The following is a 24,209-nucleotide window of genomic DNA, read 5'->3' on the forward strand; positions in this document are numbered from 1 at the left end:
AGCGAAACCCGGGAGCGTCGGCTGAGCCCGGTAGCGGAAACCGGGGCGCGTCGGCTGAGCCCGGTAGCGAAACCCCGGGGGCGCGTCGGCTGAGTCCGGGAAGCGAAACCCGGGGCGCGTCGGCTGAGCCCGGCAGGCGCGGATCGCCGCGGAAGATCTATGCTGCCGCGCATGTCCCCCCGCCATCCTGATGCACCGCTCGAGGTGGACGGCGTACCCGCGCTGCTCGCTCCGGTCTCCGGGCCGACGCACGCGGGCCTGGTCTTCCGGGTCGGCGTGGTGGACGAGCCGCTGGCCCGGCGCGGGATCACCCACCTGCTGGAACACCTCGTGGCGCCGGTGCCGGTGACGGCCGGGACGCACCGCGACAGCGCCACCGGAGTCGAGCACACCTACTTCCACGTGCAGGGCACCGACGACGAGATCGTCGCGTTCCTGGCCGGCGTCTGCGACCGGCTGCGGGACCTGCCCACCGGGCGGATCGCGGCGGAGCGGGACGCGCTGCGGGCCGAGGCGGCCACCCGGCGGGCCGACTGGATGCCGATGTGGCGGCACGGCGCCCGGGACTTCGGCATGCCGAGCTATCCCGAGCTCGGTCTCGACGGCCTCGCGCCGGAGCATTTGAACGAGTGGGCCGCCCGCTATTTCACCAGGGAGAACGCCGCTCTCTGGGTGGGCGGCGAGGCGATCCCGGCGGGACTCGAGCTCGATCTGCCCAGCGGGGAGCGGCGACCGTCCCCGGTGCCGTCCTCGACGCTGCCGGCCACCCCGGCCTACTTCGTGGCCGGCGCCGACGACCTGGGCTGGGACACCGTGGTGCCCCGGGGGCCACGCGCTGCCGTCTTCGCCAACCTGCTGGAACGCCGGATGAACCGCGAGCTGCCGGCCGGGCCGGACGACGCGGACCGGGTCCGGACCCGTTACGAGCCGCGTGCCGACGGCTCGGCCCGCATCGTGGCCGCCGCCGGGATCCGGCCGGAGCACGCCGACGCGGCCCTCGACGCCCTGGTGGCCCTGCTGGCCGAGATGGGCGACGGGCAGATCGACGCGGCGGATGTCGCCGAGGTGACCGAGCTGACCGCCGACGGCCTGCGGGCGGCGCGGCAGCGGGGCGCCCGGCTGCCCGGGCAGGCGTTCAACCTGCTCACCGGCCACCCGGTGCAGAGCCTCGGCGAGGCGGTGGCGGCGGTGCGCGAGGTGACCCGGGACGACGTGGCGGAGGTGGCGGCGCTGGCGTACCGGGCCGGGCTGCTGATGACGCCGGCCGGCACCGAGACGGAGCTGCCCGGCTACACCGCGGCGCCGGCCGCCTCCACCGAGGCGGTGCGGGGCCGGGTCCACCGCGGCCGCGGCAACCGCGAGCTGCGGCTGATCTCCGGGGCCGACGGGGTGAGCGCCGACGACGGTGAGACCATCGCGACCGTCCGGTACGACGCCTGTGCCGCGCTGCTCGCCTGGCCGGACGGCGGGCGCCAGCTGATCGGTGAGGACGCCGTCGTGGTGCGCGCCGAACCGGGGCTGTACCGGCGTGCCCACCGGGTGACCGCGGAGATCGACGCCCGGGTCCCGGCCGACCGCCGGATCGAGCTCGCGCCCCGGGAACCGGCCGCCATCCCACGGCCGGCGCGGCGATTCGCCTGGTTCGCCGGAGGGTAGCGGCAGAACGGCCGAGGGTCGATCGCCGACATGGGCAAGCCGGCCGGAGCCTATGCTCCCGCCCATGTCACCAGCCCTCGACGTGGTCTTCGATCCGGCCGCTGCCTACCCGGACATCGCGGTGCTGAGCACCGCGCTGGCCCGCCGGGACTGGCCGGCCTGCCGGACCCTGCTCGACGCCGTCAGCACCGCCGACCGGACCGCCCTGATCCTCACCTGTGCCGAGGGGCGGGACCTGGAGGGGTTCCTGCGCCCGGTGGTCGAGGCGGACCCGTACGACGGTGCGGCGGCCGCCCTGCTCGGCGCCCACCTGATCACGCTGGGCTGGGAGATCCGGACGAGCGCCTGGGCCAAGGACGTCACCCCGGCGCAGTGGGCCGGCTTCCGGGCGTACCTGTGCCGGGCGGAGCAGGTGCTGATCGACGCCGCCGCGTACCAGCCGGCCGACCCGGCGATCTGGACCGTCCGGATGCTCTCCGCCCGCGGCCTGTCGCTCGGCATCGACGAGATCCGCCGTCGCCACCAGCGGCTGGACGCCGTGGCGCCGCACCACCTGCCCGGCCAGATGGAGCTGGCCAGCAGCCTGGAGCCGAAGTGGTCGGGCAGCTGGCCGGAGCTGCACGCCTTCGCCCGGGAGGCGGCGCTGGCCGCGCCGGCCGGCAGCCCGCACGGCCTGCTGGTGGTCGAGGCGTTCTTCGCGCACTTCCGGACGGCCACCGACGAGGCGGAGAAGGCGCGGGTCTACCACGACCCGGCGCTGCGGGACGCCCTGTACGCGGCCGCCCACCACTCGGTGCTGCACCCGCAGTTCCGCCGGGCGTACGGCTGGGTGCGGGCCTGCGGCAACTACGCGGCGCTCTTCAGCATCCTGGAGGACCGGCCGAACGCCGCCCGGATGTTCACCATGCTCGGCCCGCTCGGCACCGTCGACCCGTGGTCGGAGAGCGAGCAGGAGTCGGCGGTCAAGATTCGGCAGGCCCGCGAGTGGGCGTACGGAGGCACCCTGTGATCACCACCCATCAGGTGAGCGGGGTTCCCGTGCTGCTCGCCCCCACCACCGGCGCGATGCACGCCGGCCTCGCCTTCCGGGTCGGGTTCGCCGACGAGCCGCTGGCCAAGCGTGGCATCACCCACCTGATCGAGCATCTCGCGCTGCACGCGTTCGGGGTGACCGACCACCACTACAACGGGGCCACCGGCACCGAGTACACCTACTTCCACACCCGTGGCACCGAGGCCGACGTCGTGGCGTTCCTGAACGGGGTCTGCGCCGCCCTGCGCGACCTGCCGATGCAGCGGCTGGAGGTGGAGAAGGAGATCCTGCGGACCGAGGAGAACGGCCGCGCCGAGGGACCGGCCGAGCGGCTCGCGCTCTGGCGGCACGGCGCCCGCGACTTCGGCATGCCCGCCTACCCGGAGTGGGGCCTGACCGGGCTCACCCCGGACGACCTGCGAGCGTGGGTGGCGCACTACTTCACCACCGAGAACGCGGCCCTGTGGATCGCCGGTCCGGGCGTGCCCGCCGGGCTCGACCTGACCCTGCCGCGCGGGGTGCGGCGCCCGGCGCCAGCCGCGTCGTCGGCCCTCCCGGTGCGCCCGGCCTCGTTCGCCGGACCGGCGAACGTGGTGGCCTGGAACGCGGCGGTGCCGCACCGGCCGGCCGCCGCGGTGTTCAGCGGTGTGCTGGAGCGGACTTTGTTCCGCTCGCTGCGGCAGGACAGCGGCATCTCCTACACCGTGCAGTCCGACGTCGCCGTCCGTGGGGACGGCACGGCAGTCGTCACCGCGGTCGCCGACGCGCTGCCCGAGAAGCAGGCGGCGGTGCTCGGCGGGTTCGTCGACGTGCTGGCCGCGGCCCGGCTCGGCCGGTTCGACCCGGCCGACGTGGCCGGCGTGGTGAACCAGCGGATCACCGAGCTGACCTCCGCCGAGGAGACCGGCGCGCGCCTGCCCGCGCAGGTGTTCAACCTGCTCGCCGGGCGCCCGGTGGAGCAGCTCGACCGGATGCTGGCCGGCCTGCGTGCGGTCACCCCGGCGGAGGTGGCCGAGGTGGGCCGGATGGCGGTCGCCGACGGGCTGCTGATGACGCCGGGGCGGACCACCGCCGACTGGGCCGGGTACACCCCGGCGCCGGAGGGTTCGCCGGCGGCGGCGCCGGGCGCCGTGCATCCCTCGCTGGAGCGCCCGGACCTGCGCCTGGTCGCCGGCGAGCAGGGGGTCAGCCTGGTCGACGGGGACTCGGTGGCGACGGTCTGGTTCGACCGCTGCGCCGCGATGCTGACCTGGCCGGACGGCGCGCGCCGGCTGATCGGCGACGACGGGGTCCAGGTCCACCTGGAGCCGACCCTGTTCGCCGGCGGCCCGGCGGTGGTGGCCGCGCTGGACTCCCGGGTACGGCCCGGGCTGCGGGCCCCGATGCCGCCCCGCGACCCGTCGCGGGTGCCGAGCCCCCGTCCGGCGGCGCAACCGGTGCCCAGCGCGCCGGCCCGGCCGGCCGGGCGGGCCGGTTCGGTCGCCCTGCTCGTCGTGCTGAGCCTGGTCATCGTGCTCTGCGGTGGCCTCGGTGTGCTGATGGGCGCCGACGCGGTGGCGGAGCGGGAGGACCGGGCCTACGCGATCGGCATCGCGGTGGTCGGTCTCGGGTTCGCCGTCGCCGCCGGCTTCGGGGTGCGCGGCGTGCTGCGCCGGCGGCGCGGGAACCTTACGAACTGAGGAAGCGGTGCACCGGCGCCCGGCGTTCGCGCCGATGGCGAGGCAGGATGGCCTGGTGAGGACATCGATCCGGGACGGGCTGGCCGGCGTGGCGGCGGCCGCTGTGGCGCTCGGCGTGGCCGAGCTGCTGGCGGTCTTCGCCGGGGCACGCTCGGCGCCGCTGGTGGCGGTCGGCGGGGTGGTCGTCGACCACGTGCCGGCCGCCGTCAAGGACGCCGGCATCGCCGTGTTCGGGGTGCACGACAAGACCGCCCTGCTGACCGGGACGGCGATCCTTCTCGGCCTCTACGCGTTCGGCGTCGGGGTGCTGGCCCGGCGCCGGTGGCCGGTGGCGGTGGGCGGGATCGCGCTGTTCGGGGTGATCGGCGCGGCGGCCGCGGTGACCCGCCCCGGCGCGGGGGTGGGTGCCGCGATCCCGGCACTGGCCGGTGCGGCGCTGGCCGTGCCGGTGCTCCGCCACCTGATCGGGCTGACACCTGACGAGCAGCCGGGAGAGCGGGTGCCCACGGCGTACCGGACATCCGGCGGACCGGAGGAACCGGAGACCCGGCGGCGGTTCCTCAAACAGTTGGGGGTCGTGGCCGGGGTCGCCGCCGGCGGCGGCCTGGCCGGGCGTTGGCTGACCTCGCGCGGCGCGGTGACCGAGGCCCGGGACGCGGTCGCGCTGCCGTCGGCGGCCGAGTCGGTCCCGGCGGTCCCGGCGGGCGCCCAGGTTGCCGGCGCGGTGCCCTACGTGACGCCGAACAAGGACTTCTACCGGATCGACACCGCTCTGATCACCCCGCAGGTGGACCCGGCGGGCTGGACCCTGCGGATTCACGGGATGGTCCGCAACCCGATCACCATCACCTGGGCCGAGCTGCTGCGCCGGCCGATGATCGAGCGCTACGTGACGATCGCCTGCGTCTCCAACGAGGTGGGCGGTGACCTGATCGGCAACGCGCTGTGGCTGGGCACGCCGATCAAGGCATTGCTCGACGCGGCCGATCCGCTGCCCGGGGCAGACCAGGTGGTCCAGCGGTCCCGGGACGGCTGGACCTGCGGCACGCCGACGGCGGTGCTGCGCGACGGGCGGGACGCGCTGCTGGCGATCGGGATGAACGGCGAGCCGCTGCCGGTCGATCACGGTTTTCCGGTCCGGATGATCGTTCCCGGTCTGTACGGCTACGTCTCCGCGTGCAAGTGGATCACCGAGATCGAGTTGACCCGATTCGCTGACTTCGATGCCTACTGGGTGCCGCGGGGCTGGGCCGCGCAGGCACCGATCAAGACCCAGTCACGGATCGACACGCCCCGCGACGGCGCCGCCCGCAAACCCGGACCGGTGGTGGTGGCCGGTGTGGCCTGGGCGCAGCACCGCGGGATCGCCAAGGTCGAGGTGCAGGTGGACGACGGTGCGTGGGAGACGGCGGCACTGGCCCCGGCGGTTTCCGACGACACCTGGCGGCAGTGGACGCACGCCTGGCAGGCGACGCCGGGCAAGCACGTGCTGCGGGTCCGGGCGACCGATCTCGACGGCTACACACAGACGTCGGAGACCGCCGCTCCGGCCCCGGACGGGGCGACCGGATGGCATCAGGTGACGGTCGCCGTCGGCTAGCCGAAAGCCGCACTTTCGGTCCGACTCGAAAACGCAAGTCGCTCATACGGTGGGTTGCATGTCCACCAATGCGGTTGAAGAACCGCTGAATCACTCGACACGGCCCCCCGGGGAGGACCGTGTCGCCAGTCGTGTGGTGATGCCGCGCGCCGGGCGCCCTCAGGCGGCTGGTGCCTGCCTCTGTGCGGGTACCGCAGACTTGTGGGGCCGGCCGAGGCGCGCCTCGAGGCGCAGCAGGTCGACCCGTCCGTGACGATCGGCCAGATCCTCCCAGCCGACCGCGAGCAGCCGCAGCCGCTCCGATTCGCTGAACCCTCCCCATACCCCGTACGGCTCGCGCACCGCGAGGGCGTGGGCGGCGCACTCGGCTCGCACCGGGCACGCGCCGCACATCGTCTTGGCCTTGGCCTCGCGGCGATTGCGGGACGAACCGCGCTCGCCGTCCGGGTGGAAGAACTGCGCACTGTCCCGGCCCCGGCAGAGTCCGAGCCGCTGCCAGTCCCACAGGTCGGCAATGGGGCCGGGCAGCCTGCGAACGTTCGACATCAACACCCTCCTCACCGCGCGGCACCGCGGAGTGGTCGACATGGGGGCCTGGCGACAGGCCTCACGCGGGTGTACCCCGGCGATCGCCGGCTCACACGCAACATGTCGATGTCTCTGCGGACGGTGTGGCAAAGAGGTGGCAAGTCATACCTTTCTTTCCCGTTTTTTCCATCTAAAGCGCGTAATGCTGCGGCCCTCGCGTGATCTCCTCTGAGAGAGAAGGAGGATCACTGTGCGTACCGTCCTCGTGTGCGTCCGAACCCCGCTGGCGGCCCAGACCGTCGCGTCCACCGCGGCCCGGCTCGGCATGACCGGCGTCGTCCGGACCGCGGTCAGCGAGACCGAGGCCATGATCCGACTGGCGGAACGGCCGGCCGAAGTGGTCCTGGCCGACACCGCCGTTACCCGACCCGACAGCGTCGGCTTCACCCGGCGCGTGCTCGCCCGCGCCCCGCAGGCCCAAGTGGTGCTCTTCGGGGCTGAGGATCCCCGGGTGGCGGCGGCGACCGTCGCCGCCGGCGCCCGCGGCGTGATCCGCGGCGTGGAACACGACCTGGTCAGCGTCGTCGCCAAGGCGCTGCTCCTGCTCCTGTTGCCGGTCCGCCCGCAGGGCATGCCGATCAACGGGGCGAACGCCCAGCCGGCCGGGGTGGCCGGTGCGATGCGCAACAACAACTCGCCGGCGGCCCGCGGGCAGTATCGCGACGGGATGGGCATGGGCGCGCCGAACGCGGCGGCGGTGCCGGCCATGCTGCCGAACTCACCGATGGTGCCGGCGCAGCGCGGCGACGCACCCATCGACCCGGCGACCGGCCGGCCGATGGTGGCCTGGCCGGGCAACGAGGGAGTCGGCATGGGCGATGCTCAGCCGGCCGGCCGGCGGCTCACGCTCACCGAGCGCGAGTTGCAGGTGCTGCGCGGCATGGCCGACGGCAAGAGCAACGCGGAGATCGGCCGTGAGCTGTTCGTCTCCGAGGACACGGTCAAGACGCACGCCCGTCGCCTGTTCCGCAAGCTGGGCGCCCGCGACCGCGCCCACGCGGTGGCCGCCGGCTTCCGGGCGGGACTGGTCGCCTGACCGATGACGCGGGGGCGGGTTTCCGCCCCCGCGTCATCGGGAGATCATTCGTCTCGGGCGACCAGCTTCACGATCTTTCAAGATCAAGAGCTTGCTGACTCGGATCCGCGCTGATCACTGATCGTCGCTCCCGCCAGGGACCCTTCCGGGCCGGGCAGGACGCTGGCGCGTCCCGAACGCCCGGCCCTCCAGGGCGACGCCCGTGGGTGGTCACGACCCGCCAACCCCGAAACCCGGGTGTGGTGACGGGCTGCCGGACCGAACCGTGGTGGTCGCGATCCGCCGACGCCGAGACTCCGGGCGGCTGTGACGTGCCGGCCCTGGAATCGTGGGGGTCGCGACGTACCTGGCGCACTCCGGGACCGGACGCCGTCGTGGGCCGGGGCGGGGACGGAGCGGATGGCGCGGTGGGCGGGCTCGTGGCGTACCGGAAATCGGGCGCGACCGGGGCGCACGCGGACCGGGAGGCGGCGGACGGCCGCGACCGGGGTCAGCTCTCGTCGTCGTTGCCCTCGGTGAGGGTGTCGTGGACGCCGTCCGCGTAACCGCGGGCATACTCCCAGGTGACGTAGTGGTCCGGGTCCGGATCGTAGGCCGGCTCGTGCACCCGTGGGCGGCCGCTGCTCAGCAGGTGGCGCAGGTTGCCGCGGAGCAGGTCCCAGTCGAAGTAGTGCGGCTCGTGACAGTCCTCGCACTCGATGACCAGGCCGCGGATGCCGGTAGGGCTCAGCAGGGCCTGGTAGATCTCCAGGTCGGAGAGGTCCTCCAGCACGTCCTGCCGCTCGTCCTCGGACAGCGGCTCGGTCTCGGCGTCCTCGTTGAGGTCGTCGAGTTCCGCGGCCGGGTCGGCGGGGTCGCCGTTGAACGGGTCGATCGGCTCTTCTTGCACCCCCATACCGTACTCACCTCATCGGCGGGTGTGCTGGCCCGCACGTTCTGTCCGCCGCCCGGGTGCCACCTGTGGGATGGGTAGGATGATGAACTCCGCCTCTTCTCTAGGGATGATCTGTGGAAACTGACAGCGCTCGCACTGTTCCCCTCGGTCTGACTTTCGACGACGTGCTGTTGCAGCCCGGCGAGTCCGACGTGGTGCCCAGCCGGGTCAACACGGTGACGCGACTGACTCGCAACGTCGAGCTGTCCATCCCGCTGTTGTCGGCGGGGATGGACACCGTCACCGAGGCGCGGATGGCGATCGCGATGGCCCGGCAGGGCGGCATCGGCGTGCTGCACCGCAACCTCTCGGTGGAGGACCAGGCCGCCCAGGTCGACCTGGTGAAACGGTCCGAGTCCGGCATGATCACCAACCCGATCACCTGCGGCCCCGACGACACCCTGCGCCAGGTCGACGCGCTGTGCGGGCGGTACCGGATCTCCGGCGCCCCGGTGGTCGACGGGCAGGGCGTGCTGGTCGGCATCGTCACCAACCGGGACATGCGCTTCGTCAGCGACCTGGACGCCAAGGTCCGCGACGTGATGACCAAGGCGCCGCTGATCACCGCCCCGGTCGGTGTCTCCAAGGACGAGGCGCTGGCCCTGCTCAGCAAGCACAAGGTGGAGAAACTTCCGCTGGTCGACGAGGGCGGTCACCTGCGCGGCCTGATCACCGTGAAGGACTTCACCAAGTCCGAGCAGTACCCGCACGCGGCCAAGGACGCGCACGGCCGGCTGCGGGTGGCGGCTGCGGTCGGCGTCGGCGACGACTCCTACAAGCGGGCCCGCGCCCTGGTCGACGCCGGTGTCGACGTGGTCATCGTGGACACCGCGCACGGCCACCAGCGTGCCGTGCTGGAGATGGTCGCCCGGCTGAAGAAGGACGTCGCCATCGACATCGTCGGTGGCAACGTGGCGACCTACGCGGGCGCCAAGGCCCTGGTCGAGGCGGGCGCCGACGCGGTGAAGGTGGGCGTCGGCCCGGGCGCGATCTGCACCACCCGGATCGTCGCGGGCGTCGGGGTGCCGCAGATCACCGCGATCATGGAGGCGTCCCGGGCCTGCGCGCCGGCCGGCGTCCCGGTGATCGGCGACGGCGGCATCCAGTACAGCGGCGACATCGCCAAGGCGATCGTGGCCGGGGCCAGCACGGTGATGCTGGGCAGCCTGCTGGCCGGCTCCGAGGAGAGCCCCGGCGAGCTGATCTTCGTGAACGGGAAGCAGTTCAAGTCGTACCGGGGGATGGGTTCGCTCGGCGCGATGCAGTCCCGCGGTCAGGCCAAGTCGTACTCCAAGGACCGCTATTTCCAGCAGGATGTGAACGAGGACAAGCTGGTACCCGAGGGCGTCGAGGGTCAGGTGCCCTATCGTGGTCCTCTGTCCAGGGTGGCGCACCAGCTCATCGGCGGGTTGCGCGCGGCCATGGGCTACGTGGGCGCGGAGACCATTCCCGATCTTCAGGAGCGGGGACAGCTCATCCGGATCACGGCGGCCGGGCTCAAGGAGTCCCACCCGCACGACATCCAGATGACGGTCGAGGCTCCCAACTACCACTCCCGCTAAAGCCTTCCCAGCACCCCGCCCGCCACCCTAAAAAGGAACTGAAGGCATCCCAATCATGCGTGACGTAGTGGAGATCGGCCTCGGTAAGACCGCTCAGCGCGGATACCACCTGGACGACATCGCGATCGTGCCGAGCCGCCGGACCCGGGACGTCGACGACGTCTCGACGGAGTGGAAGCTCGACGCGTACCCGTTCAAGATCCCCTGCGTCGCGCATCCGTCGGATGCCACCCAGAGCCCGGACTCGGTGATCGCCCTGGGCCGCCTCGGCGGCCTGGGCGTGCTCAACGCCGAGGGCCTGTGGACGCGTTACGAGGACCCCACCAAGATCCTCGAGGAGCTGGCCTCGCTGGACGAGGAGGCGGACGCCACCAAGCGGCTCCAGGAGGTGTACGCCGAGCCGATCAAGCCGGAGCTGATCGGTGAGCGGGTCCGCCAGATCCGCGAGGGCGGCGTGACAGTGGCGGTCCGGGTGTCCCCGCAGCACACCCTGGCGCTCGCCCCGGTGATCCTGGACGCCGGCGTGGACCTGCTGGTCATCCAGGGCACCCTGGTCTCGGCGGAGCACGTCTCCACCACCGACGAGCCGCTGAACCTCAAGGAGTTCATCGCCGACCTGGACCTGCCGGTCATCGTCGGCGGCTGCACCGACTACAAGACCGCCCTGCACCTGATGCGGACCGGCGCGGCCGGCGTGATCGTCGGCGTGGGCGCCGACGAGTGGTCGACCACCGACACGGTGCTCGGCATCCGGGTGCCGATGGCCACCGCCATCGCCGACGCGGCAGCGGCCCGCCGGGACTACCTGGACGAGACCGGTGGGCGTTACGTGCACCTGATCGCCGACGGCGGCATCGCCACCTCCGGCGACATCGCCAAGGCGATCGGCTGCGGCGCCGACGCGGTGATGCTCGGCGAGCCGCTCTCGCTGGCCGAGGGCGCGCCGGCCGGCGGTGCCTGGTGGCACTCGGCGGCCAGCCACCCCGCTCTGCCGCGCGGCGGGTTCTGCATCGCCGGCGAGCCCGACGGGACGCTGGAGCAGCTGCTCTACGGCCCGGCGGACCGGCCGGACGGGCAGCTGAACCTGTTCGGCGGTCTGCGGCGGGCGATGGCCAAGTGCGGGTACCGGGACGTGAAGGAATTCCAGAAGGTCGCGCTGGTCCTCGACCGGAGCTGAGTTAGCAGAGCTGGCTGGCTTCGCTGCGCTCCGCGGCAAAGCTGAGCTGGCTGGCTTCGCTGCGCTCCGCGGCAAAGCTGAGCTGGCTGGCTCCGCTGCGCTCCGCGGCAAAACGCCTTGTAACCGGTGACGAGGCAGGCGATTCTCCGCCACCCGCAAACCCCGCGGGCGTCGGAGAATCACTTGCCTCGTCACCGGCGGCGTTTTGCGGGGCTGCGGGGGCAGCAGGTCTCGTGGGGTCGGAAGGGGCCTGCCTTGGCGGCGGCGCGGCGTTTTGCCGGGTGTGGGGCGGGGGCGCCGGTCTTGGCGGCGGCGGTTTGCCGGTGTGGGGCGGCGGGGTGCCTGCCTGGTTGGTGGCGGCGTTCTGGTGGTTAGGGGGCTGGGGGCATTTTGTCGCCGTAGAGCCAGGTCTGGAAGAACGTGTCGAGGTTCTTCCCGGACAGGCGTTCGGCGGTGGCGATCATCGCGGCGGTGTCCGCGTTGCCGTCGCGGTGTTCGCTGGTCCAGGTCTTGAGCAGGCGGAAGAACGCGTCGTCGCCGATCGTCCTGCGCAGCGCGTGCACGGTCAGCGCCCCGCGCTCGTAGACCGCCGCGCCGAAGAGCCGCTCCGGTCCGGGGTCGCCGGCCGGCTGCCGCCAGTCGGTCGAGGCGTACGACTGCTCGAACCGCCGCTGCGCGCTCTGCCCGCCCGCGTGCTCGGTCCACAGCCACTCGGCGTACGTCGCGAACCCCTCGTTCAGCCAGATGTCCGCCCACCGGTGCAGCGCCACGCTGTCGCCGAACCACTGGTGGGCCAGCTCGTGCGCGACCACCCCGGGGTTCGTCTCGCCGCGGGCGAAGAAGCTGGGCCCGTACACCGGGCGGGACTGGGTCTCCAGGGCGTACCCGATCCGGCTGTCGGTGACCACCACCCCGCCGTTCGCGTCGAACGGGTAGGGGCCGAAGACGCTCGCCAGATAGTCGGTGATCTGCCCGGTCATCGCCAGCGACCGGGCCGCCGCGCCGGTCGCCGGCATCGACTCGGGCACCGCGATGATCATCGGCTTGCCGTCGTGGGTGCTGGTGCTGATCCGGTACTTGCCGATCACCACGGTGGAGAGGTAACTGGCCATCGGCGCGCTCTCGGTCCACCGCCAGGTGGTCCAGCCGTCCTTGGTGGCCCGCGGCCCGGGCACCCCGTTGCTGATCACTTGCAGCCCGTCCGGGACCGTCATCGCCAGGGTGAGGGTGGCCTTGTCGGACGGGTGGTCGTTCACCGGGTACCAGGTGCTGGCCGATTCCGGCTGGCCGAGCGCGATGCCGCCGCCGTCGCCGGTCCGGATCCAGCCACCGTTGCCGAGCGCCTTGTTCTCCACCTGGTCGGGGATGCCGGCGTAGTCGACCACGACGGTGAACCGCCGGCCGCTGGGGATCCCGGCAGCCGGCGTGATCACCAGCTCGTTGCCGTCGGCCCGGCTGGTCGCCGCCGCGCCGTCGACGGTGACGCCTGACGCGCTCAGGTGGGCCAGGTCGAAGTTCAGCCGGGACAGGTCCTGAGTGGCCGTCGCGGTGATCGTCGCCCGGCCGCCGAGCCGCCCGGCCTTCGGGTCGTAGCGCAGGTCGAGGTCGTACCCGGCGACGTCGTAGCCGCCGTTGCCGTACCGGGGGAAGTACGGGTCGCCGGCCCCGTCCGCACCGGGCTCGAACCCCGGCGCGGCGTCCGGGGCGCAGCCCGCGGCGACCAGCAGGAGGGCGAGCAGCGGCAGCGAACCCCGTCGTGTCATACGCCGAGGTTATGACGGCCGGGCCGGTCAGCCCTTGTTGACCAGTTTCGGGTGCGCCTTCAGGTACGCGGCGATCTTGCCCGTGGCGACCGCCTTGAGGAACCCGCGGGCCTCCGCGTTGAGCTGCTCGCCCAGGTAGCCACTGCCGCTGCCCACGCCGCTGCCGTCCAGCTGGACCATGGTGATGCCGGCCGGCCGCAGGTCGCGCAGGGCGTACGCGTACTCCACCGGACGCCGCCCGCCCACCGTGACCAGCGTCCTGCCCAGCGCGGTGATCAGCGTCTGCAGCCGGGCCGGGTCGCTGAGGTTCTCCGCGAGCGCCTTGCCGAGGATCGCCTTGACCAGTTGCCGCTGGTGCCGCTGCCGGTCGTAGTCACCGTTCGGCAGGCCGTACCGCTGCCGGGCGTAATCGATGGCCTGCCACCCGGTCAGGTGTCGCTTGCCGGGCAGGTAGACCGCCTGCGGGCCGACGTAGTCGTGGCCGGACAGCTTGCGCGGCTTGCCGTTCGGCTGGCGGTGTTTCGACTTCACCTTCTGGTCGATGGTGAGGTCGATCCCGCCGAGCTTGTCGACCAGTTTGTCCAGGCCGCCGAAGTTGAGGATGGCGCCGGCCTGGATCGTCCTGACCCCGGTGTAGGCGCTGACCGACCTGGCCAGCAGCTCGTACCCGTTCGGGATGTTCCTGGTCTTCTTCCCGGGCACCCGGGAGCCGTAGGCCATCGCCTCGGTGATCTTGTGCGTGCCGCCGGCGAACCCGGACTTCTTGAACGCCGGGATCCGCACCCGCAGGTCGCGGGGGAGCGAGTAGAGGTAACCGGACTTCAGGCCCGGTTCCACGTGCAACAGCATGATCGCGTCGGAGTGGGTCTGCCAGTCCGGGATGGTGACCCGGGTGTCCACGCCGACCAGCAGCAGGTCCAGCGGGCCGGTGATGTCCGCGCCGGGGGAGGGCGCCGCGGACGCCGACGGGCGGGGTGTGTTCTCCAGCACCGGCGCCGAGCCGCTCGGCGTGGCCGGGCCGGTCGGTGCCGCCGCCGGTTCGCCGGAGCCGCGATTGACCGCGATCGCCACGCCGACGCCGGCGAGCACCGCGATGACCACCCCGGCGATCACTGCCCACGTGATCTTGCTGTTCCGCATAGCGGAACCCTAGATGACACCTGTGTGGTGCTCAATGCCTCGATATCTCGCCAACTGGAAGAGGTATTGCGAAATGCAAGATCACCAGTACTCTGGCCGGGCGATTCGCCGGTTCGCGGCGGTCGCCCACGGGGAGGCTCCAACTCATGAACCGTAAAGCCCGGCGGTGGACCGTCGGACTTCTCTCCGCTGCTCTGATCACGGCCGCCGGTGGTATCGCCGGCACGGCCAGCGCGGCGGACACCCTTCCGGTCCGGCTCCTGGTCGGGCTCAAGCCCGGCTACGACGCCAGTGCCCGGATGGCCACGCTCGCCGGCCTGGGCCTGCAGGGCGCCGAGGCGCAAGGCCACGCGCGCAGCTCGCTGCTGTCCGGCCTCGGGGCGAAATCCCTCAGCGTGCCGACCGCCCAGGTGCAGAGCACCCTCGCGGCGCTGCGGCGTGACCCGGCTGTCGAGTTCGCGCAGGTGGACGTCCAGCGGCACCTCAGCGCCGTCGTCACTCCGAACGACACCCTGTACGCGCAGCACCACCAGCCCGAGCTCGGGCAGATCAAGGTGCCGGACGCGTGGCAGACCACCACCGGCTCGGACCGGGTCACCGTGGCAGTGGTGGACAGCGGCGTGAACCAGGTCGGCGACCTGCGGGACAAGCTGCTGCCCGGTTTCGACTTCTTCAACTACGACGACGACCCCACGGACACCGGGAGCTTCCCGCACGGCACCGTGGTCGCCTCGCTGATCGCCGGCGCCAGCAACAACGGCAGCGGCCTGGCCGGCGTCTGCTGGCAGTGCCAGATCCTGCCGGTCCGGGTGATGGGCCCGGACGGTTCCGGCTACGACTCGGACATCGCCCAGGGCGTCATCTACGCGGTCGACAACGGCGCGCAGATCATCAACCTGTCGCTCGGCGGTTTCGAGAACGACCCGGTGCTGGCCAGGGCGGTCGCCTACGCCAACGGCCGCGGCGTGCTCGTGGTGGCCGCGGCCGGCAACGAGGACACCACCCGCCGCTCCTATCCGGCGGCGCTCCCGGACGTGCTCGCGGTCGGCGGCACCGACACCGTGCAGGGCGGCAACAACCGGGTCTACTTCTCCAACTACTCCAGCAGCCGGGACAACTGGGTGGACGTCGCGGCGCCGGCCATCACGGCCGGCATGCTGAGCAAGGGCCGGGGCACCCCCTGGTACTGCTACAACGGCACCACCGACAGCCGGTGCCTCTACCGGGGCAAGTACATGGTGCGGGGCACGTCGTTCTCGTCGCCGCTGGTGGCCGGCGTGGCCGGTCTGATCAAGTCGGCGCACCCGGAGTACTCCGGGTGGTCCCTGCAGCAGGCGATCACCAGCTCGGCCGTCCAGTCCGGCATCCGCTGGACCCGGTACGGCCTGGTCAATGCGGCCGCCGCGCTGACCAAGGGCACCGACCGGACCAAGCCGACGCTCAGCGGGATCTCGCCGGCGCAGAACGCCCGGGTGCACGGCTCGGTCCCGATCACGCCGGTCGGCCTCAAGGACAACTGGGCCGGTATCCGGGGCGTGCAGCTCTACGTGAACGGCAGGTACCACAGCTGGTCCTACTCCGGCCCGTCGTTCGCGCCGAAACTGAACACCGCGGGCAAGAACGGGCCGATCAGCGTCCAGCTGAAGGTGTGGGACAAGGCCGGTAACTACACCTGGTCCGGCACCCGCACGGTGATCGCCGACAACATCAAGCCGAAGCTGTCGGTGACCAGTTGGCCGAAGAACAAGAAGAAGGTCAAGGGCACCGTCACGGTCAAGGCCAAGGCCAGCGACGCCTCCGGGATCAGCAAGGTGCAGCTGCTGGTCAACGGCAAGGTGGTGGCGACCGACTACAGCGCCGCCTACAAGCTGACCTTCAAGGTCAGCAAGCAGAAGAAGACCATGAAGGTCAAGGTCCGCGTGTACGACCGGGCGGGCAACTACACGACGAGTTCCATCCGTACGTACACCCGCGCCTGACCCAGCGCGACGTCGTGTTCCGATCCGGGCGGGGGAATCCGCGCGGTGTGTGATGGTTTGCGGGGCCGGTCGGTGACGACCGGCCCCTCAGCGCATTCGGGCCAGGCCACCGTCGGTAAACTCGCCGGGTGAGTACCCCGCGTCCCGTCCTCGTCGTCGACTTCGGCGCCCAGTACGCCCAGTTGATCGCCCGCCGGGTCCGTGAGGCCCGCGTCTACTCCGAGATCGTCCCGCACTCGATGCCGGTGGCCGAGATGCTGGCGAAAAACCCCGCAGCGATCATCCTGTCCGGCGGCCCGTCAAGCGTCTACGAGCCGGGCGCGCCGGTCCTCGACGCCGGGCTGTTCGACAGCGACGTGCCGGTCTTCGGCATCTGCTACGGCTTCCAGGCGATGGCCCAGGCCCTCGGCGGCACCGTCGCGCACACCGGCTCCCGGGAGTACGGGCGGACCCTGCTGACCGCACAGGGCGGCTCGTTGCTCCGCGATCTGCCGACCGACCTGCCGGTCTGGATGAGCCACGGGGACAGCGTCTCGGTCGCCCCGGCCGGTTTCATGGTCACCGCGTCCACCCCGGGCGCCCCGGTCGCCGCGTTCGAGGACGTCACGACCAGGCGTGCCGGTGTGCAGTTCCACCCCGAGGTGGCGCACACCGAGCAGGGCCAGGAGATGCTCAAGCGGTTCCTGTACGACATCGCCGGCATCGAGCCCACCTGGACCCCCGGCAACATCATCGACGACCAGGTCGCCCTGATCCGCGAGCAGGTCGGCGACAAGCAGGTGCTCTGCGCGCTCTCCGGCGGTGTCGACTCGGCGGTCGCCGCGGCCCTGGTCCACAAGGCCATCGGCGACCAGCTCACCTGTGTCTTCGTCGACCACGGCCTGCTGCGCGCCGGTGAGCGCGAGCAGGTGGAGAAGGACTACATCGCCGCCACCGGCATCCGCCTGGTGGTCGTCGACGCGGAGGAGCAGTTCCTCGGCCACCTGGCCGGCGTCACCGACCCGGAGCAGAAGCGGAAGATCATCGGCCGCGAGTTCATCCGGACGTTCGAGGCCGCGGCCCGTGACCTGGACGCCGAGCGGCACATCGAGTTCCTGGTGCAGGGCACCCTCTACCCGGACGTGGTGGAGTCCGGCGGCGGCACCGGCACCGCGAACATCAAGTCGCACCACAACGTCGGCGGCCTCCCCGACGACCTGCAGTTCGCGCTGATCGAGCCGCTGCGCACGCTGTTCAAGGACGAGGTGCGCGCGCTGGGCGCCGCGCTCGGCCTGCCCGAGGCGATGGTCCAGCGGCACCCGTTCCCCGGTCCGGGCCTGGCCATCCGGATCATCGGCGCGGTCGACCGGGAGCGGCTGGACATCCTGCGCCAGGCCGATCTGATCGCCCGCGACGAGCTCACCGCCGCCGGCCTGGACCGCGACGTCTGGCAGTTCCCGGTGGTGCTGCTGGCCGACGTGCGCAGCGTCGGCGTGCAGGGCGACGGCCGCACCTACGGGCATCCGGTGGTGCTGCGGCCGGTCTCCTCCGAGGACGCGATGACCGCCGACTGGTCGCGGCTGCCGTACGACCTGATCGCCAAGATCTCGAACCGGATCACCAACGAGGTCCGCGAGATCAACCGGGTGGTGCTGGACGTCACGAGCAAGCCGCCGGGCACCATCGAGTGGGAGTGACGGCCAGTAGTGGATCAATCGCCCAGGGCGGCTAAATCCGCCCTGAGCTGCGGTTACTTAGCGCGATTCAACTGTCAGGAACCCGACAGTCGGTCTGAATTAGTAACATAATCCGGGCAGAATGCCGCTTCGTGACTCCCGCACTGGAACCGCTCCGCAGGATCGCCGCCTACGCCGTCGCGACCGACGACGAGGGCCGCGTGCTTCTGGTCCGCGCATCGGCCAAATCCGGGACGCCCGGAATCTGGTCGCTGCCCGGCGGCGCCGTCGACCACGGCGAAGATCCCAATCACACCGTCGTCCGTGAGACCGCGGCGGAGACCGGCCTCTCCGTCGCGGTGACCGGGCTGCGTGACGTCCTGGCCGACATGCGCTCGCTGCCGCACCGAGGCGTCACCATCCACACCGACCGGCTGATCTACTCCGTGTCGGTCCGCGGCGGCACCCTGATCGACCGGGTCGGTCACCCCACCGACCTGGCGCGCTGGCACACCCTGGAGGAGGCCGAGCGGCTGAAACTGCGGCCGTTCGCCGCGGCCGCCCTCGGGCTCAGCGCCGCCTCCGCCGACCTGCGCCCGGACGTGCCGCCGACCTTCCCGTCCTTCTATGCCTACGAGGGGCCGGACGGGCTGCACCGGGCACAGCGCTTCGCGGCGTACGCGATCGCCACCGACCCGTACCAGAACCTGCTCCTGACCCGGATCGCCCCGGGCTATCCCGGCGGCGGCCGGTGGCACCTGCCCGGCGGCGGCACCGACTACGGCGAGCAGCCCGGCCCGGCGCTGCTCCGCGAACTGGTCGAGGAGACCGGTCAGCAGGGCCGGATCATCGAGCTGCTCGGGGTGGCCAGCCACCGGGACGCCGCCTCGCTCGGGCCGGAGGGCTACCCGATCGACTGGCACGGGGTGCGGGCGTTCTACCGGGTGGTGGTCGACCACCCCACCGAGGTGACCATCCATGACGTGGGCGGCTCCACCGACGACGCCCGCTGGATGCCGCTCAAGGACGTGGCGGCGCTCGCCGCCGACCAGCTCACCGAAGTCACCGCCGATGCGCTCCGGGCGGCCGGGCTAATCTAGGGCCGGTGAAGATCAGAAGGGTGGCGGCGTACGGCGTGTGCCGCGCCGCCGACGGCAGCGTCCTGCTCACCCGCGGATCGGACCTGAGCTCGTTCCCGGGTGTCTGGTCGCTGCCCGGCGGCGGCGTCGACCACGGCGAGCACCCGGCCGACGCGGTCGTCCGGGAGTTCACCGAGGAGACCGGCCTGACCGTCGCCGTGAGCGGGGTCCGGACCGTGGTCGCCGACGTGATCGCGCTCCCGGACGGGCCGGTCGAGCACACCGACCGGATCGTCTACGACGTCACGGTCACCGCCGGCGAGCTGCGCCCGGAGGCGGACGGCACCAGTGACCTGGCCGCGTGGGTGGCCCCGGCCGCGGTGCCTGGGCTGCCGCTGCTGCCGTTCACGGCGCGGGCGCTCGGCGTGCGGTGCGCCGCGCCGGCCGAGGTCGCGCCGGACGACGAGCCGGTGCACCGGACCGGCCCGGTGCAGCGGTTCGGGGCGTACGGGCTGGTCACCGACCCGGAGGGGCGCATCCTGCTGGCCCGGATCGCCGAGGGCTTCCCGGGCGGCGGCCGGTGGCACCTGCCCGGCGGCGGCACCGATTACGGCGAGACCCCGGAGCAGGCGGTGCTCCGCGAGCTCTTCGAGGAGACCTCCCAGCGCGGCCGGCTCGACGGCCTGATCAGCGTCGGGCACCGTTACGACCCGGCCGCCCTGGGCCCCGAGGGGGTGCCGATGGACTGGCACGTGATCCGGGTGGTGTACCGCGTGCACGTGGACGAGCCGGTCCCCGCCGCGGTCACCGAGGCGGCCGGCGGTTCCACCGACCGGGCGTCCTGGTTCACCCCCGCTGAGGTGGCCGAACTGCCTCTGACCGAACTGGCCCAGGAGGCGCTCGCCAACGCGGGCTAAAATCGTTACGAGGAATAACGCGACGGCGACGTCGTTACAGGTAAGACGCGATGCGGCCCGTTACACAGCGCTACCAGGCGAACTCTCGCCAAGGCCGCCCCGCTGTGCGATGGTGTAACCCGCAATTTCGCCGGGCTCATGGAAGACGCCGGTGACCACGAACTCCATGGAGGAAGCACGTGCCGAGTACCCCTTGGCGCCGGCGTCGATCGACGGATAGTCCTCGTCCCGCCGGACGCCGTTGGGCTGGCCGCTTGCGCCGCGGCGGGTCGCTCGCCCGGCAAGCCCTGTTGGTTCGGGTGGGTCGCCGCTCCGCCGAGACGAGCCGGGCCGCCACGGCGACCCGCGCCGAGGTGTTGTACACCACGGTGGAGCCGGGGCTGAGCCGTAACATCGCCGCACCCGGAGTTCCGCTGAAGACCTCTACGACCATCGACGACGCGTCCGTCCCGGCGACCATCCCGCTACTCCCCGGCGAGCCCACGATGGCCCGCCGCGCGCGGTTCGCGCTGGTCAACGCGTGCACCCTGAGCAGCCTCGGGCTCGGCCTGCTGGCGATCTTCCTGGCCATGGACGGGCACGCCAAGATCGCGGCGGCCTGCCTGGTCGCCTGCGTGATCTTCGACGGCCTGGACGGCGCGCTGGCCCGCAAGCTCGGGGTCGCCAGCCCGTTCGGCGCGCAGATGGACTCGCTCGCCGACATGTGCTCGTTCGGCCTGGCCGCGCCGGTGGTGGTCTACGCCTCGCTGGTCGACAAGGCGCCGCAGTCGGCCGCCGCGCTGGCCTGTGCCCTGGTGGCCGGGTGTGCCGCGATCCGGCTGGCCCGCTTCAACGTCTCGCCGAAAGACGGCCGGTTCTTCTGCGGCGTGCCCACCACGATGGCCGCCGCGGTGCTCGCCCTGGCCGTGCTGATCGGCCTGCCGCTGCCCGGGCTGGCGGTGCTGGCCGGCGTCGCGCTGATCGCCTTCGCCATGGTGTCCAGCTTCCCGTACGCGAAGCTGGCCCGGATCGTGAAGCTGCCGCCGTGGCTCTGGCTGCTCCCGATCGTCGGCGCCCTGCTCCAGCCGAAGATGACGTTCGTCCTGGTCGTCGCGACGTACCTGGTCAGCGGCCCGGTGCTCTGGGTTCGCGCCAAGCGCGCCTGACGTCCGACAGCACTGAAGTCCGACAGCACTGAAGTCCGACAGCACTGAAGTCCGACAGCACTGAAGTCCCTCAGCACTGAAGTCCCTCAGCACTGAAGTCCCTCAGCACTGAAGTCCCTCAGCAACGCGGAAGGCCGCCTCCCGACGGAGGCGGCCTTCCGCGTTGTCCGGGCGGTTACTTCCAGCGGGCGATCACCGTCGCGCCACCGACCACCCGCTCACCGACGCTGACCAGCGCCTCCGCCTTGTCAGCGGGCAGGTAGACGTCGGTGCGGGAACCGAAGCGGATCAGGCCGAAGCGCTCGCCCTTGGCGACCAGCGTGCCGACCGGCGCGCGCTGCACGATCCGGCGGGCGATCAGGCCGGTGCGCTGGGCCACCACTACCGTGCCGTGGTCGGTGTCCAGGACCGTGTACGCCGCGACGTTGTGCTCGGCGGCGGCGGTCGCCGCGTTCGCGTAGCCACCCTCCTCGACGAAGTAGTCGGCCACCCGGCCGGCCACCGGCGAGCGGTTGACGTGCACGTCGAAGACGGACAGGAAGACGGCGATCCGGAGGAACTCGCCCGGACCGAACCGGTCGTCGTGCAGCCGCTCGACCGAGAGCACCTTGCCGTCGGCGGCGGAGATCACCGCGGACGCCTCGGTGGGCACGTCCCGCTCCGGGTCCCGGAAGAACGCCGCGACCGGGGCGGCGGCCAGCGCCGGGATCAGCCACAGCTTGGACTTCGGCCGGGCGCGGCGGGCCAGCGCGGCCAGGCCGAGCGCGATGCCGGCGGCGGCCACGCCGTTCGAGTCGATGTGCATGCCACGGGTGACCGGCACGCTCGACGGCCGGTACGCCGGGGCCAGGCCGGCGGCGCTCGCCACGTCGGCCGGGGTGAAGCGCAGCTTGTGCACGCGCAGCGGCGGCTGGTTGCGGACCACCAGGTCGGAGCCGACGCCGAAGAGCGAGCCCTGCCGGAACAGCTCGGCAGCGGCGCCGCCGGTGCGGCCCGGGCCGGCCGGGGTGGCGATGCTGAGCACGGCGCCGTCGTTGAGGTGTTTCGCCAGCTTGTCGATCAGGCCGCGGGTGTCCTCGGCGGTGCCGGTCTGCGGCTCGCCGACGATCACCACGTCGGCGGCCGGCGCCTCGTCCAGCGACTCGGCGATCCGCACCCGGTCGGCCACCCAGCTGCCCAAGCCGGTGATGTGGCCGCGGAGCAGGTCGGCGCTGCTGTGCTCGCCGGCCACCAGGACCAGCGTGTCACCGGGAAGCAGCGCCTCGACGGCGGCGGCCACCACGGCGGAGGCGTGGTCGGCGCCGATCAGCAGGGCGGTGGTGGCCGCGTTCTGCCTGGCGAACTCGGCGGTGAGGGCACGAGCGGCCCGGGCTCCCACGGCCGGAACGGGCGTGGCGGACACGGCGGGAAACTGGGTCATTCAGCGAGCATATTGCCCCGCCCCCGGGCGGTGGCCCGTGGGCGGGGCTTCGGTCATTTCTCCGGCTGCCGTTCGGTGCCCGGGTGCTCCTTCTGGAAGCGTGCTCCCGGGTCCTCCAGGAGCTCCTGGACGATCGAGGCGTGCACCTCGGGAGGCAGGTCGCCGGGCGTGGCGGGCACCCGGACCGGCTCCGCGACAGGGGCCACTGACTGGTCCCGGCGTCCGGAACTGATCGCCCCGAGCAGGCCCACCACCCCGAACAGGATCAGGCCGCCGGCCACCGTCCAGCCCAGCGCGGGCAGGTGCAGGGTGACCACCTGGGAGACCGCCCACCAGATCGCGATCAGGAGGAAGAACAGGCCGAAGGTCAGCGAGACGCCGTCCAGGCGATGCGGTTTCATCGGAGGACCTCCAGGTTCCCGGTGTCGAGGCGCAGGTCGAGGTGGAGCTGGCCGCCGCCGGCGCCGTCCCGGCCGAGGTCGGTGATCGACTTCGACTGTGCCTCGGTGCCGCTGTACTCCTGGCCGAAGACCTCGGCGCGGCCGCCGACCTGGACCTGGGTGGTGGTGTCCACCTGGTCCGGCAGCAGCACGCGCAGCTGGCCGACCTTCATGGTGACGGTGGTGGTCTGCTCGGCACCGGTGAAGTTCACCCCGCGCAGGTCGAGGGTGACGTTGCCGAGGGTGAACTCGTAGGAGTCGGCGACCTCGGCGAGGCTGGCCGGACGGTAGACGCTGTCCCGGAACTCACTGCCCCAGCGCTCGGTGCCCGTGGAGATCACCAGACCGATAGTGGTCAGGAAGGCTAGGAAGATCAACCCGCGGGCCCGGCCGAACCAGGCACCGACCAGCAGGCCGAGCGCGATGGTGACCAGGGCGGCCGCGAAGTACGCCGAGACCGCCACGCTCACGCCGGCCATGTCCAGCGCGACCAGCAGGCCCATCACCACGATCAGGGCGGAGAAGGTGAGCCGGCCGAGGATCGAGCGCTCCTTCGGCGGCTTCGGCGGTTTCGGCGGCTTGGGCGGGACCGACGGGTACGGCGGGTGCGCCCCGCCACCGGCGAACGGGCCGTGCGGCGCGAACGGCGGCCGGTACCCCGACTCGGTCGGCGGGGTCCAGCGCGGCGGTTCGTACGGCGGCGGCACCGGGGTCACCGGTTGGCCGGCCGGTGCGGCCGGGGCCGGCGGCGTGAACGCCATCGTGGGCTCGTCGGACGCCGGAGCCGGCGGCGGACCGGCAGGTGGCGCGGCCGGCGGGGGCGGTGGAAAGGCGCCGGCCGGCGCCCCCCTTTTGATCAGTAGGAACGCGCCGACCAGGACGGCGGCCGCGAGCATGCTGGCCCGGGCGCCGTCGCTGACGACGAACGAGAAGGTGAGCAGCGCGGCACTGCCGAGCAGCACCACGGAGAGCGGCGACATGCCGGAGTGGCCCTTGCCGAGCAGCGACTCGACAGGCGAGGCGGAGTCGCCCTCGGACGGGATGATCAGCCAGCCGATCAGGTAGAACAGCACCCCGGCGCCGCCCAGCACGCCGAGCACGGCGAGCAGCACCCGCCAGAGCACCGGGTCGGTGTTGGTGCGCCGGGCCAGCGCGCCGCAGACGCCGGCGATGTACCGGCCCTCCCGCGGGCGGATCAACTGCTGCCTGGCGAACGCCGCGCCGGCCGCGGAGAGCCACGGCGGCACGTTCGCCCCGGGCGGCGGCGGGGGCGGTGCGGTGGAGGCGGAAGGTGCCGGCCCGCCCTCGGGGCCGGTACCCGGGGTACGGGGTTCGGCAGCTTCGTCGGTCATGCCTTCGATCCTGCGTCCCGGGCGGCCCGAGGCGCCTCAGGACCCGACCCTGAG

19 protein-coding genes are annotated in these 24,209 nt (G+C 72.3%); 12 read left to right on the plus strand and 7 right to left on the minus strand.

The genetic code is table 11. From position 1 onward, the window contains the following. Window positions 1-171: 171 nt before the first annotated feature. The 4 genes from Actob_RS03490 to Actob_RS03505 all read left to right on the plus strand — a co-directional run bounded on the left by Actob_RS03490 (window position 172) and on the right by Actob_RS03505 (window position 5,968). Entirely contained in the window at window positions 172-1,656 is a 1,485-nt protein-coding gene (locus Actob_RS03490) for a peptidase M16 family protein (RefSeq protein ID WP_284918568.1), read from the plus strand. A 64-nt stretch (window positions 1,657-1,720) separates the two neighbouring features. Beyond that, complete coding sequence (locus Actob_RS03495) at window positions 1,721-2,665, plus strand: hypothetical protein (protein WP_284918569.1); 945 nt, start codon at window positions 1,721-1,723, stop codon at window positions 2,663-2,665. Beyond that, window positions 2,662-4,368 (plus strand): M16 family metallopeptidase, encoded by a 1,707-nt coding sequence (locus tag Actob_RS03500; protein ID WP_284918570.1) that lies wholly within the window; start codon window positions 2,662-2,664, stop codon window positions 4,366-4,368. The genes Actob_RS03495 and Actob_RS03500 overlap by 4 nt, the downstream gene beginning before the upstream one ends. Before the next feature lie 34 nt (window positions 4,369-4,402). Further along, the gene (locus Actob_RS03505) at window positions 4,403-5,968 is read left to right on the plus strand and encodes a molybdopterin-dependent oxidoreductase (protein ID WP_284918571.1); all 1,566 of its coding nucleotides are present in this window, start codon (window positions 4,403-4,405) and stop codon (window positions 5,966-5,968) included. Between the two features lie 159 nt (window positions 5,969-6,127). Here Actob_RS03505 and Actob_RS03510 read toward each other — a convergent pair whose 3' ends face one another. After that, window positions 6,128-6,514 (minus strand): WhiB family transcriptional regulator, encoded by a 387-nt coding sequence (locus Actob_RS03510; protein ID WP_221325578.1) that lies wholly within the window; start codon window positions 6,512-6,514, stop codon window positions 6,128-6,130. Window positions 6,515-6,746: 232 nt separating this feature from the next. Between Actob_RS03510 and Actob_RS03515 the strand changes: the two genes are divergently transcribed. Next, window positions 6,747-7,592, plus strand: a complete 846-nt coding sequence (locus Actob_RS03515) for a response regulator transcription factor (protein WP_284918572.1) — start codon at window positions 6,747-6,749, stop codon at window positions 7,590-7,592. A gap of 490 nt (window positions 7,593-8,082) precedes the next feature. Here the strand turns inward: Actob_RS03515 and Actob_RS03520 are convergent, their stop codons facing one another. Then, complete coding sequence (locus tag Actob_RS03520) at window positions 8,083-8,481, minus strand: DUF5319 domain-containing protein (protein ID WP_284922223.1); 399 nt, start codon at window positions 8,479-8,481, stop codon at window positions 8,083-8,085. Window positions 8,482-8,600: 119 nt separating this feature from the next. Here Actob_RS03520 and guaB point away from each other — a divergent pair, with 119 nt between their 5' ends. Then, the gene (gene guaB / locus Actob_RS03525) at window positions 8,601-10,088 is read left to right on the plus strand and encodes an IMP dehydrogenase (protein ID WP_284918573.1); all 1,488 of its coding nucleotides are present in this window, start codon (window positions 8,601-8,603) and stop codon (window positions 10,086-10,088) included. 55 nt (window positions 10,089-10,143) lie between these two features. Beyond that, entirely contained in the window at window positions 10,144-11,265 is a 1,122-nt protein-coding gene (locus Actob_RS03530; protein ID WP_284918574.1) for a GuaB3 family IMP dehydrogenase-related protein, read from the plus strand. A gap of 371 nt (window positions 11,266-11,636) precedes the next feature. Here the strand turns inward: Actob_RS03530 and Actob_RS03535 are convergent, their stop codons facing one another. Then, window positions 11,637-13,028, minus strand: a complete 1,392-nt coding sequence (locus Actob_RS03535; protein WP_284918575.1) for a M1 family metallopeptidase — start codon at window positions 13,026-13,028, stop codon at window positions 11,637-11,639. A gap of 27 nt (window positions 13,029-13,055) precedes the next feature. Next, window positions 13,056-14,168, minus strand: a complete 1,113-nt coding sequence (locus Actob_RS03540) for an LCP family protein (RefSeq protein ID WP_284918576.1) — start codon at window positions 14,166-14,168, stop codon at window positions 13,056-13,058. A gap of 146 nt (window positions 14,169-14,314) precedes the next feature. Between Actob_RS03540 and Actob_RS03545 the strand changes: the two genes are divergently transcribed. The 5 genes from Actob_RS03545 to Actob_RS03565 all read left to right on the plus strand — a co-directional run bounded on the left by Actob_RS03545 (window position 14,315) and on the right by Actob_RS03565 (window position 20,943). Next, complete coding sequence (locus tag Actob_RS03545) at window positions 14,315-16,147, plus strand: S8 family serine peptidase (protein WP_284918577.1); 1,833 nt, start codon at window positions 14,315-14,317, stop codon at window positions 16,145-16,147. A 128-nt stretch (window positions 16,148-16,275) separates the two neighbouring features. Next, complete coding sequence (guaA, locus tag Actob_RS03550) at window positions 16,276-17,823, plus strand: glutamine-hydrolyzing GMP synthase (protein ID WP_284918578.1); 1,548 nt, start codon at window positions 16,276-16,278, stop codon at window positions 17,821-17,823. 131 nt (window positions 17,824-17,954) lie between these two features. Continuing rightward, complete coding sequence (locus Actob_RS03555; protein ID WP_284918579.1) at window positions 17,955-18,902, plus strand: NUDIX hydrolase; 948 nt, start codon at window positions 17,955-17,957, stop codon at window positions 18,900-18,902. Between the two features lie 5 nt (window positions 18,903-18,907). Continuing rightward, window positions 18,908-19,798 carry an NUDIX domain-containing protein gene (locus Actob_RS03560; protein ID WP_284918580.1) on the plus strand — a complete coding sequence of 297 codons (891 nt, stop codon included), beginning with the start codon at window positions 18,908-18,910 and terminating at the stop codon, window positions 19,796-19,798. A gap of 179 nt (window positions 19,799-19,977) precedes the next feature. Next, complete coding sequence (locus Actob_RS03565; RefSeq protein ID WP_407653551.1) at window positions 19,978-20,943, plus strand: CDP-alcohol phosphatidyltransferase family protein; 966 nt, start codon at window positions 19,978-19,980, stop codon at window positions 20,941-20,943. Window positions 20,944-21,118: 175 nt separating this feature from the next. Here the strand turns inward: Actob_RS03565 and Actob_RS03570 are convergent, their stop codons facing one another. From Actob_RS03570 to Actob_RS03580, 3 genes are read right to left on the minus strand one after another with little or no spacing between them, the layout of a single operon-like run. Next, on the minus strand, window positions 21,119-22,363 hold the full coding sequence (locus Actob_RS03570; RefSeq protein WP_284918582.1) for a phosphatidylserine decarboxylase: 1,245 nt from the start codon (window positions 22,361-22,363) through the stop codon (window positions 21,119-21,121). A gap of 53 nt (window positions 22,364-22,416) precedes the next feature. Next, window positions 22,417-22,764: a phage holin family protein gene (locus tag Actob_RS03575; RefSeq protein ID WP_284918583.1), complete on the minus strand. Its 348-nt coding sequence runs from the start codon at window positions 22,762-22,764 to the stop codon at window positions 22,417-22,419. Next, complete coding sequence (locus Actob_RS03580) at window positions 22,761-24,155, minus strand: PspC domain-containing protein (RefSeq protein ID WP_284918584.1); 1,395 nt, start codon at window positions 24,153-24,155, stop codon at window positions 22,761-22,763. The genes Actob_RS03575 and Actob_RS03580 overlap by 4 nt, the downstream gene beginning before the upstream one ends. Between the last annotated feature and the right edge of the window lie 54 nt (window positions 24,156-24,209).

It is taken from the genome of Actinoplanes oblitus (assembly GCF_030252345.1).
GTDB lineage: Bacteria > Actinomycetota > Actinomycetes > Mycobacteriales > Micromonosporaceae > Actinoplanes > Actinoplanes oblitus.